General features: G+C 72.5%; 13 protein-coding genes. 10 read left to right on the forward strand and 3 right to left on the reverse strand.

The window, feature by feature from the left end; all coding sequences use genetic code 11:
• Positions 1 to 64 precede the first annotated feature (64 nt).
• A complete protein-coding gene (locus A6A25_RS02720; protein ID WP_073886068.1) occupies positions 65 to 583 on the reverse strand; it encodes a TFIIB-type zinc ribbon-containing protein in 519 nt (172 codons plus the stop codon).
• 75 nt (positions 584 to 658) lie between these two features.
• On the opposite strand from A6A25_RS02720, the gene A6A25_RS02725 reads away from it, so the two are divergent.
• Positions 659 to 2,596: an NACHT domain-containing protein gene (locus A6A25_RS02725; protein WP_241828463.1), complete on the forward strand. Its 1,938-nt coding sequence runs from the start codon at positions 659 to 661 to the stop codon at positions 2,594 to 2,596.
• On the opposite strand, the gene A6A25_RS02730 is transcribed toward A6A25_RS02725, so the two are convergent.
• Positions 2,576 to 3,748: a pyridoxal phosphate-dependent aminotransferase gene (locus A6A25_RS02730; RefSeq protein WP_073886069.1), complete on the reverse strand. Its 1,173-nt coding sequence runs from the start codon at positions 3,746 to 3,748 to the stop codon at positions 2,576 to 2,578. The two genes, A6A25_RS02725 and A6A25_RS02730, sit on opposite strands and share 21 nt — an antisense overlap.
• 29 nt (positions 3,749 to 3,777) lie before the next feature.
• Here A6A25_RS02730 and A6A25_RS02735 point away from each other — a divergent pair, with 29 nt between their 5' ends.
• The gene (locus tag A6A25_RS02735; protein ID WP_073886070.1) at positions 3,778 to 5,034 is read left to right on the forward strand and encodes a DUF445 domain-containing protein; all 1,257 of its coding nucleotides are present in this window, start codon (positions 3,778 to 3,780) and stop codon (positions 5,032 to 5,034) included.
• A gap of 165 nt (positions 5,035 to 5,199) precedes the next feature.
• On the opposite strand, the gene A6A25_RS02740 is transcribed toward A6A25_RS02735, so the two are convergent.
• Positions 5,200 to 5,736 (reverse strand): CGNR zinc finger domain-containing protein, encoded by a 537-nt coding sequence (locus A6A25_RS02740; protein WP_083667837.1) that lies wholly within the window; start codon positions 5,734 to 5,736, stop codon positions 5,200 to 5,202.
• Between the two features lie 152 nt (positions 5,737 to 5,888).
• Here A6A25_RS02740 and A6A25_RS02745 point away from each other — a divergent pair, with 152 nt between their 5' ends.
• The 8 genes from A6A25_RS02745 (at position 5,889) to A6A25_RS02780 (ending at position 15,024) form a co-directional block, all read left to right on the forward strand.
• Positions 5,889 to 6,413, forward strand: a complete 525-nt coding sequence (locus A6A25_RS02745; protein ID WP_073886072.1) for a PadR family transcriptional regulator — start codon at positions 5,889 to 5,891, stop codon at positions 6,411 to 6,413.
• Complete coding sequence (locus A6A25_RS02750; protein ID WP_073886073.1) at positions 6,410 to 7,135, forward strand: ABC transporter ATP-binding protein; 726 nt, start codon at positions 6,410 to 6,412, stop codon at positions 7,133 to 7,135. The genes A6A25_RS02745 and A6A25_RS02750 overlap by 4 nt, the downstream gene beginning before the upstream one ends.
• The gene (locus A6A25_RS02755) at positions 7,132 to 9,429 is read left to right on the forward strand and encodes an FtsX-like permease family protein (RefSeq protein WP_073886074.1); all 2,298 of its coding nucleotides are present in this window, start codon (positions 7,132 to 7,134) and stop codon (positions 9,427 to 9,429) included. Before A6A25_RS02750 ends, A6A25_RS02755 begins: the two co-directional genes overlap by 4 nt.
• Positions 9,430 to 9,597: 168 nt before the next feature.
• Positions 9,598 to 11,769, forward strand: a complete 2,172-nt coding sequence (locus tag A6A25_RS02760; RefSeq protein WP_073886075.1) for an ABC transporter permease — start codon at positions 9,598 to 9,600, stop codon at positions 11,767 to 11,769.
• A gap of 88 nt (positions 11,770 to 11,857) precedes the next feature.
• On the forward strand, positions 11,858 to 12,397 hold the full coding sequence (locus A6A25_RS02765; protein WP_073886076.1) for an RNA polymerase sigma factor: 540 nt from the start codon (positions 11,858 to 11,860) through the stop codon (positions 12,395 to 12,397).
• Positions 12,394 to 12,816 (forward strand): hypothetical protein, encoded by a 423-nt coding sequence (locus A6A25_RS42740; protein ID WP_073886077.1) that lies wholly within the window; start codon positions 12,394 to 12,396, stop codon positions 12,814 to 12,816. Before A6A25_RS02765 ends, A6A25_RS42740 begins: the two co-directional genes overlap by 4 nt.
• Positions 12,813 to 13,700, forward strand: a complete 888-nt coding sequence (locus A6A25_RS02775; protein ID WP_073886078.1) for a CHAT domain-containing protein — start codon at positions 12,813 to 12,815, stop codon at positions 13,698 to 13,700. Before A6A25_RS42740 ends, A6A25_RS02775 begins: the two co-directional genes overlap by 4 nt.
• Before the next feature lie 322 nt (positions 13,701 to 14,022).
• Complete coding sequence (locus A6A25_RS02780; protein WP_073886079.1) at positions 14,023 to 15,024, forward strand: hypothetical protein; 1,002 nt, start codon at positions 14,023 to 14,025, stop codon at positions 15,022 to 15,024.
• Positions 15,025 to 15,352: the final 328 nt, after the last annotated feature.

Genomic DNA, 15,352 nt, shown 5'->3' on the forward strand with positions numbered 1-15,352 from the left:
GTCCTACGTTCAGAACGACCGTGTCCTACGTTCAGAACCCCCGAGTTGAACGCTCGGAACGCGTTCAGTCGAGCAGTTCCTCCAGGAAGCTGCGCTTGCGGCGCGGCGGGTAGCGCGGGTCGTAGTACCCGGGCGGGTACACCGGCGGTGGCGGCGCGACGGGCTGCGTGCCGGGTGGCGGCTGGTACGGCGGCGGCGGGCCGACGGGCTGGGTGCCGGGCGGCGGCTGGTACGGCGGAGGCGGACCCGTGACGGGCTCGGGCGCAACGGGGGCGGGCGGCTGCTCACCGTCCACCGGCACGGCGCCGTCAGCCGGCAGCGTCCCCTCGACCGGCATGACCGCGGTCGGGTCGGCGGCAGGCACCGGAACGGGCACCGACACGGGCACCGACACGGGCACGGGAACGGACACCGGCACGCCCTCCGGCCGGTACGGCTGCGCGTAATGCGCCCGCTCGGCGGCGATGATCTGCTCGAGCTCGCCGCCGTCCAGGAACACGCCCTTGCAGTTCTCGCACTGCTCGATGTGCACGGAACCACGGCTGATGGTCCGCATGAGGTCCTGGCATTTCGGACAGATCACGCCATCGAGGGTACGCAAACGACACGGGGGTGACCGCGTCACCACCATCCGTGATCGGTCCGTCATGATGCGGAGGTGTCCAGATTCCGCCAGCGGGCCGTGCTCACCGTGTGCGTGCTGGCCGCCGTGCTCGCCGCGGCCGGCCTGTTCGTCACCGACTACGGCATCGACCCCGACCTGTGGCTGACCGGTCTCGCCCTCGGCTTCCTGGCGCTGCTCGCCGCGCTCGACCCGTGGCTGCACCGCAGGCGCGCCGCGGGCCTCGCCACCGACGACAACCTCGACGCCGCCGCGAGCGCCCTGGCCCGCGCCCTGCACGCGCAGTGGAACGAGGAATGCCACGCCCGCGGCCTGCACGACCACGTCCTGGACCTGCACTGGAGCGCCACGCGAGGCGAACCCGGGCACAGCGACGCGGTCGTCCGCGCGTTCCAGCGCAACCCGCGCATGGTGTTCCTCGGCGAACCCGGCGCGGGCAAGAGCACGACCGCGATGCTGCTCACGATCGGCCTGCTCGACCGCCTCGTGGACGGCCCGGTGCCGTTCTTGCTGCCGCTGTCCACGTGGAACCCGGAGGTGGAGGACGTCCGCACCTGGATGACCCGCCGGCTGTACGAGGACCACCCGGCGCTGCGCAACACCGAGCTGTACGGCAGCTACGCCGGTGACCTGCTGGTCGAGCAGCGCCGGATCTTCCCGGTGCTCGACGGCCTGGACCAGATCCCGGCCGAACGGCGGGCCGACGCGCTCGACCGCATCAACCGCGCGTTCCCGGGCTCGCACCCGCTCGTGCTGACCTGCCGCACGGACGAGTTCGCCGAAGCGTCGATCGAGGTGCCGAACGCGCAGGTCGTGGAACTGCAGCCGGTGGACCTGGAGGAGGTCGCGGGCTACCTGCGCTCGGTGTCGGACCCGGTGACGGCGGCCCGCTGGGAACCGGTCTTCCTGCACCTGCGCGACGAGCCGGACGGACGGCTGGCCGACGCGCTGTCCACGCCGCTCGCGGTGTGGCTGGCGGGCGTGGTCTACGGGTACGGCGAGCCGAGCGAGCTGCTGGACCGGGGCCGGTTCCCCGACCGGGTCGCCATCGAGAACCACCTGGCGGACCTGCTGGTCAGCGGCGCGTTCGGTGACCGGGGCGTGGCGCACCAGGCGCGGGCGAGCCAGGTCTGGCCGCGGGACAAGGCGGCGCGCTGGCTGGCGTTCCTGGCCACCGAGATGCGCCGCCGGGGCGTGCGCGAGCTGGGCTGGTGGGAGCTGCGCCGCTCGGTCGGCAGCACGTGGCTGGCGCTGCTCGGCGCGCTGACGCTCGGGCTGATCGGCGGCTTCGGCGTGACCTGGCTGATGGCCTACGCGAGCACGCCGAAGCTGGCGCCGATCACCGGCCTGGCCGCCGGTGTCGCGGTGGCGGTCGCCGCGCTGTACGCGTCCGGGCACCGCGTGGTGAAGCCCCGGCTCGGGGTGTGGCGCAGCCTCGTCGTGGTCAGCGGCGTGCTCGGCACGGCGGCGGGCCTGGTGTTCGGCGCCCTGTACGGGCTGTCCGCGGGCCTGGTCGTCGGCCTGGGCATCGCGGTGGCGGTCGCGCTGCGGTTCGGGTTCGCGAACAACGCCGAGCTGAGCCACCCGTCCAGTCCGAAGTGGACGATGGCACGGGACCGGGTCGCGGTGTGGACCGGGTCGCTGGTGCTGGCCGTGGTGTTCGGCGCGGCGGCCGGGCTGGTGTTCGGGCCGACCCAGTCGGGCATGGTCGGGCTCGGCCTGGTGTGCGGGCTCATGCTCGGCTTCACGCTGTCCGTGCTGCACCTGCGCTGGTGGTGGTTCACCGTGGCGCGGATCTGGCTGGCGGCGCGCGGCAAGCTGCCGTGGGAGCTGATGGTGTTCCTGGACGACGCGCGCAAGCTGGGCGTGCTGCGGCAGGCGGGCGCCGCCTACCAGTTCCGGCACGCGCTGGTGCAGGACCGGCTGGCGGGCGACCGCCCGTCCCAGGTCAGGTCAGACGCCGAGCTTGCGTAGCCGCGAGATAGCCTCGTCCAGCACCTCGTCGCGCTTGCAGAACGCGAACCGCACGAGGTGCCGCCACTGGTCGGGGTGGTCGGTGAACACCTGCACCGGCACGCCCGCCACACCGATCCGCTCGGGCAGCTCGCGGCACAGCTGCGCGCCGTCGGTGAAGCCGAGCGGCCGCACGTCCGCGGTGACGAAGTAGGTGCCCTCGCTCGGTCGCACCGCGAACCCGGCGTCGGCCAGGCCGTCGGACAGCCGCGACCGCTTGTCCTGCAACGACGCGCGCAGGCCCTCGACCCACTCCAGCTCGTGCCGCAGCGCGTGCGCGACGGCGGGCTGGAACGGCGCGCCGCCCACGAAGGTCAGGAACTGCTTGGCCGCCCGCACCGCGCCGATCAGCTCCGCCGGGCCGCACGCCCAGCCGATCTTCCAGCCCGTGCAGTTGAACGACTTGCCCGCGCCGGAGATCGTCACGGTCCGCTCGGCCATGCCGGGGAACGTGGCCAGCGGCACGTGCGCGAGGCCGTCGAACACCAGGTGCTCGTACACCTCGTCGGTGATCGCCACGAGGTCGTGCTCGACGCACAGCGCGGCGACGGCGGACAGCTCCACGTAGTTGAGCACCGTGCCGGTCGGGTTGTGCGGCGAGTTGAGCAGCAACGCCCTGGTGCGCGGGCCGATGGCGGCGCGCAGCGCGTCGACGTCCAGCCCGAGCCTGCCCGTGCCCGGCTCCTCGACCAGCCCCACCGTGCGGCGGGTCGCCCCGGCCAGCGCCACGGACGCCGCGTACGAGTCGTAGTAGGGCTCGATGAGCACGACCTCGTCACCGGGCTCGACCAGGGCCAGCAACGTGGCCGCGATGGCCTCGGTGGCGCCGACGGTCACCAGGACCTCGGTGTCGGGGTCGTAGTGCGTGCCGTAGCGGGCGCGGTGCTCGACGATCGCCTGGCGCAGCTCCGGCATGCCCGGCCCCGGCGGGTACTGGTTCAGCCCGGCGTCGATGGAGGCCTTGGCGACCTCCAGCATCCCGGCCGGGCCGTCGGTGTCCGGGAAGCCCTGCCCGAGGTTCACCGCCCCCGTCCGCGTGGCCAACGCCGTCATCTCGGCGAAGATCGTCGAGGTGAACGGCCTCATCCTGGGGACTAGCGCTGGTACCCGCACAACGCCGAATCTTCACGGACAATGGCGGCGTGGAGCAACTGACCCCCGCTGACCAGCTCAAGCGCCAGGGCCTGCGGCGGATGAAACTCGTGGCCACCGGGTTCTTCCTGGCCGCCACCGCGATCTTCCTGGTCGCGCTGCTGTTCGAGGACGGCGGCCCGGCGTGGGTCGGGTACGTCCGCGCGGCGGCCGAGGCGGGCATGGTCGGCGCGCTGGCCGACTGGTTCGCGGTGACCGCGCTGTTCCGCAGGCCGCTCGGCCTGCCGATCCCGCACACGGCGATCATCCCGACCCGCAAGGACAGCTTCGGCGACGCGCTGGGGTCGTTCGTCGGGACGAACTTCCTGTCCGAGGCGGTGGTGCGGGACAAGCTGCGCCGGGCGGGCATCGGGCGGCGGCTCGGCGAGTGGGTCGCCCAGCCCGAGCATGCCGAACGGGTGACGTCCGAGCTGGCCAACGTGGTCAAGGGCGCGGTGACCGTGCTGCGTGACGACGATGTGCAGGCCGTGGTCGAGCACGCGCTGGTGCGGCGGTTGGTCGACCAGCCGTGGGGCCCGCCGCTGGGCAAGCTGCTCGGCCAGGTGCTCACCGACGGCGCGCACCACAAGCTCGTGGACCTGGTGTGCGACCGAGCGTACGACTGGGTGCGGGACAACTACGAGAAGGTCATGGGCGTGGTGTCGGACCGGGCGCCGTCGTGGTCGCCGAAGTTCGTCGACTCGCTGCTCGGCGACAAGGTCTACACCGAGCTGCTGAACTTCGCGTGGGCGGTGAAGACCGACGTCAACCACCCGATGCGGCTGGCGGTGGACCAGTTCCTGATCGAGTTCGCGGGTGACCTGCGCACCGATCCGGCGACCATGCAGCGCGCCGACCAGGTCAAGCAGCAGATCGTGGACCACCCGGATGTGCAGCGGCTGATCGGGTCGGCGTGGGGCACGGCGAAGAAGATGCTGCTGGACGCGGCCGAGGACCCGTCGTCGGAGCTGCGCAAGCGGGTGCGCGAGGGGTTGATGACGTTCGGCCGCCGGATGGTGGACGACGAGTCGTTGCGCGCGAAGGTCGACGGGTGGCTCGAGGGCGCGGCGGGGTACGTGGTGACCAACTACCGCGACGAGATCACCACGCTGATCACCGACACGGTCGAGCGCTGGGACGCCGAGGAGACCTCGCGCAAGATCGAGCTGCAGGTCGGTCGGGACCTGCAGTTCATCCGCATCAACGGCACGGTCGTGGGCGCGCTCGCGGGCCTGGTGATCTACACCGTCGCCCAGCTGGTGACGTGACCCGAGCGTTGAACTCGGGGTACCTGAACGTAGGACACGCTAGTCCCGAACGTAGGACACGCGCGTTCTGGACGTAGGACACGCGCGGCGTGAACGTACGACTCTCGCGTGAGTCGAACGTCCGGGTCCCGCGTGTCGAACGTTCGGGTACCCCGGGTTCCGCGGTCAGGTCACGCTCAGCGCGCGCCGTTCCCGCCAGTTGCGCGCCTTCTCCCGGTTGCCGCACGTCTGCATCGAGCACCAGGTGCGCGAGCGGTTGCGCGAGCGGTCGAAGAACGCCCACCGGCAGTCGTCCGCCTGGCAGATCTTGAACCGCTCCCACGACCCGAGCACGGCCAGCCGTGCCGCCGCGCCCAGCACCGCGCCGAGCGCGTCGGTGCTGGACATGGTGGGCACGCCGTGGCTGAGGTCGACGCGGATCAAGCCCGCGGCGGGGGTCGGATCGGGTCCGTCGTACCGTTCACCCAGCGAGGCGCGCAGCGCGGCGCGGACGGCGCGGACCTCGTCCGGGTCACCCGCCCGGCCCAGGCCGCGTTCGGTGACCCACGCGCGCCAAGCGGCGGCGCTGTCCAAGACGTCCGTGCCGAGTTCGAGGTCTCGGGTGTTCAGGAAAGCGAGCAGCAGCTCCACATCGTGTTCCGCATCGCCGGCTCGACCCTGCGTGAAAGCCGCGTGGTCCCAGCCGGCCGCCAGACCAGTCACCCCTCCACTGTAGGCGTCGAAGAGTCCCGATGTGGCGAAGTAACCGTCGAACAACCTTTATCGGTTACTCCGAGTGCCTGTTCGGACCAGTGGCCCCACTGCGCCGATCAGGCTATGAACCGTGTGTATACCTCGTGTGTATAGTCGGGGTCATGTCGATCGGACACACCCTGCTGGGCCTGCTCGAAAAGGGCCCGCGGCACGGATACGACCTGAAGAAGGCCTACGACGAGCGCTTCGGCCAGGACCGGCCGCTGCACTACGGGCAGGTCTACACGACGCTCTCCCGCCTGCTGCGCAACGGCTTGGTGGAAGAGGCGGGCGTCGAGGCGGGCGAAGGTCCGGAGCGCAAGCGGTACGCGATCACGGACGCGGGTGTGACGGACGTGGAGCACTGGCTCGGCACGCCGGAGAAGCCCGAGCCCTACCTGCAGAACACGCTCTACGCGAAGGTCGTGCTGGCCCTGCTGTCCGGTCGCAGCGCGGACGAGGTGCTCGACGTCCAGCGCACCGCCCACCTGACCACGATGCGCGAGCTGACCAAGCGCAAGGCCGGCGGCGACCTCGCCGACCAGCTGATCTGCGACCACGCCCTGTTCCACCTGGAAGCCGACCTGCGCTGGCTGGAGCTCACCGCCGCGCGCCTCGGCCAGCTCAAGACGGCGGTGACCCGATGACCGGCGACCAGACCAACGGCGACCAGACCAACGGCGCGCAGCCGGCGCGACCGCTGCTGGAAGCCGTGGACCTGCACAAGTCGTTCGGCCCGACGCCCGCGTTGGACGGTGCGGGCCTGGGCGTGCGCGCGGGCGAGGTGGTGGCCGTGATGGGCCCCTCCGGCTCCGGCAAGTCCACCCTGCTGCACTGCCTGGCGGGCATCCTCACGCCCGACAAGGGCACGGTCCGCTACCGCGACGTGGAGCTCAGCGCGATGGGCGACGGCCCGCGCAGCGAGTTGCGGCGCACCGAGTTCGGTTTCGTGTTCCAGTTCGGCCAGCTGGTGCCCGAGCTGAGCTGCCTGGAGAACGTGGCGCTGCCCCTGCGGCTCGGCTCGGTCAAGCGCAAGCAGGCCGAGTCCCGGGCCCGCGAGTGGCTGGAGCGGCTGGAAGTCGCCGACGTCGCGGACAAGCGCCCCGGCGAGACGTCCGGCGGTCAGGGCCAGCGGGTGGCCGTCGCACGAGCCCTGGTCACCGGACCGCGGGTGGTGTTCGCCGACGAGCCCACGGGCGCGCTCGACTCGCTCAACGGCGAGCGCGTGATGCAGTTGCTGGTCACCGCGGCGAAGGAGACCAACGCGGCGGTGGTGCTGGTGACGCACGAGCCGCGGGTGGCGGCGTACTCCGACCGCGAGGTCGTGGTGCGCGACGGCCGGTCCCGCGAGATGGAGCCGGTCACGTGAGGCGGTGGGTCGCCGACCTCGCGCTGGGCGTCCGGCTGGCGCTGGGCGGTGGGCGCACGTCGTGGGTGCGGCTGGCGTTGACCGGCGCGGGCATCGGCATCGGGGTGGCCGTGCTGTTCGCGGCGGCGTCGATGACGAACGTGCTGGCCGAACGCGCCGAGCGGGAGGCCGCGGCCTCTCCGGTCACCAGCGAGTCGGCGTCGGGTGACGTGCTGTACTCGCAGTTCTGGAACACCGAGTACCGCGGCGAGTCGATCGTCGGCCGGTTCGTCAAGGCGGGCGGGCCGGGCGCGCCGGTGCCGCCGGGTGCGTCGAGGGTGCCCGGCGACGGCGAGATGTTGGCGTCGCCCGCGTTGGCGGAACTCCTGGCCGCACCGGAAGGCGAACTGCTGCGGGAACGGTTCCCGCAGCGGATCGTCGGCACGATCGGCCAAGCCGGCCTGAACGCGCCGAACGACCTGATGTTCTACATCGGTGACGCGAGCGTGTCCGAGGACGGCGCCGACGCGATCACCGGTTACGGCGGCGAGGCGCAGGAACGCACGCTCGACCCGATGCTGACCCTGCTGGTGATCGTCGGCGTGGTCGCGCTGCTGTTCCCGGTGCTGGTGTTCGTCGGCATCAGCACCCGGTTGGCGGGCGCCGAACGGGACCGGCGGCTGGCGGCGTTGCGGCTGGTCGGCGCGGGCGCGCAACGGGTGCGCCGGATCGCGGCCGGTGAGGCGCTGCTCGGCGCGGTGGTCGGCCTGGCCGTCGGCGCGGTGGGGTTCTTCACCGCACGGCAGTTCGTGGAGTCCATCCAGCTGCTGGGGTTGAGCGTGTTCGTCAGCGACCTCACGCCGACGCCCGCGATGGCGGTGCTGATCGTGGTGCTGGTGCCGGTGATGGCGGTGGTGACGTCGGTGGTCGCGATGCGCCGCACGGTGGTCGAGCCGCTGGGCGTGGTGCGCCGGACCAAGCCGGTGCGCCGGGTGCTCTGGTGGCGAGTGGTGCCGATCGTGCTCGGCGCCGTGCTGCTGCTCACCCAGGCGGGCGGGTTCGGCGGCACGGAGATCATCGGGTCCACCGAGATCGTGATCACCGGGGTCATCCTGCTGCTGCTGGGCATCCCGGTGCTGCTGCCGTGGGTCGTCGAACGGGCGGTGGGCCGGTTGCGCGGCGGCGCGCCGTCGTGGCAGTTGGCGATCCGCAGGCTGCAGTTGGAGAGCGGCACGGCGGCGCGCGTGGTCGGCGGCGTGGCCGTGGTCCTGGCCGGCGGGATCGCCCTGCAGTCGGTGCTGGCGAGCACGCAGAGCGCGGTCGTCGTCCGGATGGCACCGGACGCGGACCGGGGCCGGATCGTGGTCAGCGTGGCCGACTCGACGCCCGAGGTGACCGAGCAGGTCGTCGGCCTGGTGTCGAAGGCGGACGGCGTGACGCAAGCGCACCCGCTGCGCAGCCTGTCGTTCAGGACGGGCCCGCGGGACTACCACTCGGCGACGGTCGGCACCTGCGAGGCGCTGCGGGCGCAGGCCGAACTGCCGAGCTGCCGCGACGGCGACGCGTTCTACCTCGAGAACCCGGCCGCCATGCACAGCTCCGAGTTCACGAAGGTCCAGGCGGGCCAACAGGTTTCGATGTTCGCCGACGAGCAGGAGCAGGAGCCGAGTCTGAAGTGGACGGTGCCCGCGTTCACCGACGTCCGGGTGCCCGAGGGCATGACCAGCCACCGGTCGGGCCTGCTGCTCACGCCGGCGGTGGTCGAGGACCTGCCGGCGGCCGGCAACACCAGCGTGCACGTGGTGGTCGACCGGGACCGACCTGATGTCGGCGAACACGTCCGCAACGCCGTGGCGCCGTTGACGTGGCGCACCGTCGTCTCGTACTTCGGCGAAGTCGACCCGTCCCAACGGGTGCAGGAGTTCGAGAGCATCCGGCAGGCACTGCTGGCGGGCTCGCTGATCACGCTGGTGCTGGCCGGTGCCAGCCTGCTGGTGCTGGCGCTGGAACAGGTCCGCGAACGCAGGCGCCCGCTGGCCGTGCTGGCGGCGAGCGGTGTGCCGCGCGGCGCGCTCGGCCGGTCCCTGCTCTGGCAGAACGCCGTGCCGCTGCTCCTGGCGATGGTGGTGGCCATCGGCGTCGGCGGTGCCCTGGCCGTCCTGCTGCTCAGGATCATCTCCCGGCCGATCGTGCTGGACTGGCCCGGGATCGCGGTGCTCAGCGGTGCCGCCGCACTGATGGTGGTGATCGTGACCCTGCTGTCGCTGCCGTCGCTGCGGCGGGCCACCGGGGCCCTCGGGCTGCGTTCCGAGTAGACCGGGGCGGGCGTCGCCGCCCCGAGCCGGGGGCGGCGACGCCAACCATTTGGCACGCCGAAGCCACGTTCCACCGGTCCGAGACGTCTGAACAGATGTGACCCCACTTCCACACCACACCGACCACGTCGCCCGCCCGGGCGGCCGGAGCGCGCCGGGCGTGCTCCGATGAGGTGGGCCGCCGACCTGGTCCTCGGCATCCGGCTGGCTGTCGGGGGCAGCCGGACGTCCTGGGCCAGGTTGGCGCTCACCGCCGCCGGCGTGGGCCTCGGCGTCACGGTCCTGCTGCTGGCCGCCTCGATCGGCCCCGCGCGTGAGGCGAAGTCCCACCGCGTCCAGGCCGCGTCGCTCGACCCCACGTCGGCGGGCGCCACGCTCAAAGCCCGCCACGTCAGCGTTTCCTGGCAGGGGCGCCTCATCACCGGGGTGGAACTGGCCGCCACCGCACCCGACGCGCCCGCGCCGCCCGGCGTCGGCCGCATCCCCGGTCCGGGCGAGCTGGTCGTCTCACCCGAACTGCTCGACCTGATGCGCACCGAGGACTCCGTCCGCGCCCGCTTCCCGGAGAGCGTCATCGGCGTGATCGCCGACGCGGGACTGCCCAGGCCCAAGTCGCTGATCTTCTACGCAGGCCTGCCCGACGCGCACCACGACAGCGCCTACCGGGCCGCCGGGTTCGGCAGCGACCTGCCACCGGCCACCCTGTTACCGATCTACCGGCTGCTGATGGTCGCCGCGATCAGCGCGCTGCTCGTGCCGCTGGGCATGTTCGTCCTGGTCGCCACGCGCCTCGGCGCGACCGGCCGGGAACAACGGCTGGCCGCGATCCGGCTGGTCGGCGTGTCCCGCACCCAGCTGCGCTGGATCGCCAGCGGCGAGACGTTGACCGGGGCGGTGCTCGGGCTGTTCGTCGGCGTGGCGCTGTTCTTCGCGGCCCGGCCGCTGGCCCGGTTCATCGAGGTCGAGGGCGTCGGCTTCTTCCCGACGGACCTGCTGCCCGACCCGCTGCTCGGCGCCCTGATCGCGTTGGGGGTGCCGGTGGTGGCCGTCGTGTCGGCGCTGCTGGCCCTGCGCACGGAGGACGTCGGTCCGCTCGGCCTGTCCCGGGCCGTCGAACTGCCCCGGTACCGGGCGTGGTGGCGGTTCGGGCTCATCGGCGCGGGCGCGGCGCTGATCGTGGTGATCTCCGCGATCGGCGGCTACTGGCAGGTGATGGCCGACGCGCGCCTGGCCGTCGGGCTCGGCATCGGCATCGCGCTCGTCCTCGCGGGCACGGGCGCGGTGCTGCCGTGGCTGGTCGGCCAGGTCGCCCACCGCGTCGAACCGGAAGGCGTCGCGCCGCTGCTCGCCCTGCGCACCCTGCGCTTCGACGCGGGCGCGCCACGCGTGCTGTCCGGGGTCGTGGTGGTGCTGACGGGCTCGCTGACGCTGCAGGTCCTGCTCGGCGTGGCGGCCCAGTTCACCGCCGCGCCACCGTCCGACACACCCGACCGCTGGGTGCTCGACCTGCCCCGGCACACCCCCGTGCGGACCTTGGAGGAGGCGATCGCCCTGGTCGGCGGCGTGCGGCAGGTCAGCGAGGTCCGCGTGCACGCCTCCCGGGCCACCCGGATCACCAGCACCGATTGCGTCGAGATCACCGAACGCCTCGACGTCACCGACTGCACCAACGGCTCCGCCTACCTGGTGGGTCCGGGACCGGCGCCGGGCACCGAGCTGACCGTCAACGGGCACGAGTGGGTCGTGCCGCCGTACCGGACGGTGACCGGCGAGTTGCACGGGCTGGTGGTCGCGGGAGGCGGTGATCCGGTGCTGGCCTCCTTGCCGCCCACCGAACTGGTCGTGCGGGGCGACCCGGACGAGTCGTTCGGCGACCGCCTGCTGGCCGCCACCGGCCGGGCCGACCGCGGCGTCACGCTGCGCCGGCAGTTCGAGGTCGGTCAGGTCGAGCTGTTCGCGTCCCTGCGCAGCGGTGTCATCGGCGGATCGGTGCTGCTCACGCTGCTGGCCGTGATCGGGCTCGCGGCGGCGGCCGTGGACCAGGTCCACGAACGCCGTCGCCCCACCGCGGTGCTGGCCGCGAACGGCGTGCCGCCGAGGGTGCTCGCGGTGTCCGCGCTGTGGCAGTCGGCGATCCCGACGGCGCTCGGCATCGCGCTGGCCATCCCGGTCGGCCTCGGCACGGCGTGGCTCGTCGCGCCCGCCGGGCGGTTCCGGGTCGACTGGACCGAGATCGCCACCACGGTCGCCGCGGCGGCGGTCGTCGTGCTCGTGGTGTCGCTGTGCACGCTGCCCGCGCTGCGCTCGGCGATCCGCCCGGCGGTGCTGAGAACGGAGTAGCGACGCACGGCCGCGAGCGGCGGTTCCCCCGACCACACCATCGTGCGGCAGCGGTATCCCCAGGTCAGACCCGTTGCTCTCAAGGAACATGCAAGATCGGAACAACACAGAGCTGCTCAGCCTCGCCGGCCGCGGTGACGCCGCCGCGTGGCACGAGATCGTCCGCCGGTACGTGCGCCTGGTCTGGGCGGTGCCGCGTTCGCACCGGCTGAGCCCGGACGACGCGGCCGACGTCTGCCAGGCCACGTGGCTGGCGCTGGCCGAGAACCTGTCCCGGATCCGGCGGCCCGATCGGCTGGGCGCGTGGCTGGTCACCACGACCCGGCGCGAGACGCTGACCGTGCTCCGGCTGCGCGGCCGGGAGGTGCCGCTGGAGGTGTGGGAGGCGGCCGGCGACGAGCCGACGCCGGAGGATGCGGCGCTGGCCCGTGACGCCGGGCTGTGGCGGGCTTACGCGACGTTGACCGACCGCTGCCGGGAGATCCTGCGGCTGGCCGCGTTCGCGCCGGAGCTGTCGTTCACGCAGGTCGCGGAGGCGGTCGGCGTCCCGGTGAACAGCCTCGGCGCCACCCGCGGCCGGTGCCTGTCGGTCCTGCGCCGTCGGCTCGGCCCGGGAGGTGACCGATGACCGTCTTCGTGTCCTGCACTGATCGTGAACTGCTCGACGCCCTCGCGCGGTTGATCGACGTCCTCGACCCGGCACCGGAAGCCGTTGCCGTGCGGGCGCGGTGGGCGTTCGGCGAGCGCACCGACGCGGCCCGCTTGCAGTTGCGGTCCGACTCGATCCGCGTCGACCCGTCCGGTGGCACGCGGAGGTTGACGTTCACCGGGCTCGACGTGCGGCTCGGACTGGTCGTCGGTGGGTGGGACGTGACCGGGGTGGCGCGGGGCGGAACGGCGGTCGGGGTGCGGTGGCCGGGAGGTGGGGTGACGGCGGCGGTCGACGAGGTCGGTCGCTTCCGGCTCGGCCGGGTGCCGTGCGGGCCGGTCCGGTTCGTGCTGCGGGGCGCGGGCCGTGAGCACGTCACGCCGTGGTTCGTCGCATGATGCCGCGTGATCGGATCGTGCGGCTGGAGCGGGAGATCCGGGTGCTGTCGCGGTCGGCCGCGGTGGGGCGGCCGGCCGTTCCGCTCAACGACGTGGTGGACGCGTTGGGCGACCGGGCGTTGCTGGTGTTCATCAGCCACCGGGAGCGGCTGGTCGGCGTGTCCGTCGTCGGCGGGCGGGTCAGGTCGCACAACTTCGGCGAGGCCCGGACCGTCGCGCGGCACGTCCGTTCGCTGTCCTCCGCCGCGCCGCGGCTGGACCGCTTGTTGCGACCGGCCGGTGACCGCCCGCTGGTCGTGGTGCCGAGCCCGGAGCTGGCGCGGATGCCGTGGGCGGCGTTGCCGTCGGCCCGCGGGCGGGCGGTCTCGGTGGCCCCGTCGGTGAGTTGCTGGTTCCGGGCCGACACCCGGCCGTTGGCGCTGACCGACCGGCTGTGGGTGGCCGGGCCGTCCGTGCCGCGCGCGTGCCGGGAGGTCGAGGCGTTGCGGGCGGTGCACGGTGGTCGGATTTGTTCGACGGTGGACGAGGTGCTGCGGGAAATGGTGGATGCCGATGTCGTGCACTTCACGGCGGACGCCGTGCGGCAAGACGAATTGTCTTCGTATTTGCAATTGGGCGACGGGCCGTTGCACGGGCACGACCTCGACGGTTTGCCGCGCGTTCCCTCGGTCGTGGTGCTCTCAGCGGGCGAGTCGGGGCTGGCGCCGATCTTGTTGCGGCGCGGCGCCCGGGTCGTGGTGGGGCGCGTTCGGCCGATGCCGGACGACCGGGTGGGGGAGTTGGTGGTCCACCTGCACGCCAACCTGGCGCAGCCCGCGCAAGCGCTTGCGGATGCCCAGGCCAGACACGGTGACCTGGGCTTCGTCTGCATGGGTTCAGGATGACTGAGCGCATTCTTTGGGCTGATCGAGTGACGCCCGAAAAGGTGAATGAAACGGTGGGCGCCAAAGCCGCCGGTCAGACGTCCACACCGAACGCGACTCGGGCGTCGACACCGGACATTTCCCGCCATCACACCTTCAGGTGGACACGACGGACTGTGTTCAGCGGACGGTGTGCCGACACGGACAGCCGCACCACACCGCCCTTCCGAGTGGGTTCCGGCGGAGAACGTTCGAAAATGCGGTTCCCAGTGCTAGACATAGCAGAACGTCGACCTCGAACGGTCCGTCCCGTTCGCCTCACCCGGAACGGTGGTGATCCACGGTGGCAACTCCCTTCGCGGCGGGCCGCGGCGGATCACCGCTGCTCCGGACACTCGCCGTCGGTGGTTTCGCGGCGGCGGCGTGGTTCCTGTGCGCCGGGGTGGCGGCAGCCGACGAAGACCACTCGGACGAGGCAGCGAAGACGCACGACGCGGTGAACGTGGCGCTCGACGGGCAGCAGGCGGTGGACACCGCGCTGCTGCTCGCCGAGACCGTGCCGCAGCAGGCCGCCCCGTTCGTCTCCGTCACGCTCGAACCTCAGCCGTTCGAGTCGGCTCAGTCGTTCGAGTCATCGTCGATCACCGGGGTCGAGACGTCGGCGGTCGAGACGTCGGTGGTGGAGTTCGCCGGCGCCGACGTGCTCGATTACCGACTGCCGACGGTCGTGGCCGAGCCGGAGGCCGACCGCCACCCGTCCGACTCCGACACGTCCTCGGACCCGTACCCGGGCTCCGACGCGTACTCGGACACCGGTGGCCACAGCTACTCCGGCTACCCGGCCGGCACCGGCGGTCACAGCGCGTCGGGCGGCTACTCGAACGGCTACAGCCACTCGGGCACGGTGTCGAACACCATGCCCGCGCCGCTGTACGAGGCGAAGGTGGCCGCGAAGGCCGCCGCCCGTGAAGCGGCCATCCAGGCCGCGACCCCCGAGTCACCGCCCGCGGTCCACGTCACCGCACCGACCCGCGCGACCGCGCTGCCGTTCGCGCCGAGCACCGAGCCGGACACCTCCCAGGTCACACCGAGCACCGACGTGATCTGGGAGGTGCCGGAGCCGAGCGCCCCCGCACCGACGCCGAAGCAGGCGCCCGCTCCCAGCGCGCCGACGGCGTCCTCGGGCAGCGCCTCCGACGGCGGCGGCGGGCACCGTGGCGGCTTGATCGCCTCGCTCACCGGTCAGGCGGACCTGAAGCCGTCGGCCGCGTGGTCGGTCGAGCGGTGGGACGACGGCAGGTCTCCGGGCAGCGTGCCCGGACTGCCGAGCACGTCGCCGGATTGATGACGTCCGACGGGACCCGTGTGCCCTGAGCACGCGCGATCAAGACCGTCTGACCAGCTCATTCGCACCTTCACGCATTTCGCGCACGCCAGAACCAGGCTTCCCGTCCTGCCAACCGCGCCCTGGCAGGAACGGGCAAGGTCCCATCGCCGCGCTGCCCCCGCGAGCGTTCGGGACCGCACGGGAACCTGCGGCAGGGGACGCCAATCCCTGGAGCGTCCCCGCCGCAGGTCCACGACCCGCCGTCGGGCTCCGGCTCAACGAGGGGCTGCGCCGGACCCGACGGCCGGCAAACACGATCGAGTGATCATCGCCCGAAAATGTACGG

Origin of the sequence: Saccharothrix sp. CB00851, assembly GCF_001905065.1 — a bacterium.
GTDB lineage: Bacteria > Actinomycetota > Actinomycetes > Mycobacteriales > Pseudonocardiaceae > Actinosynnema.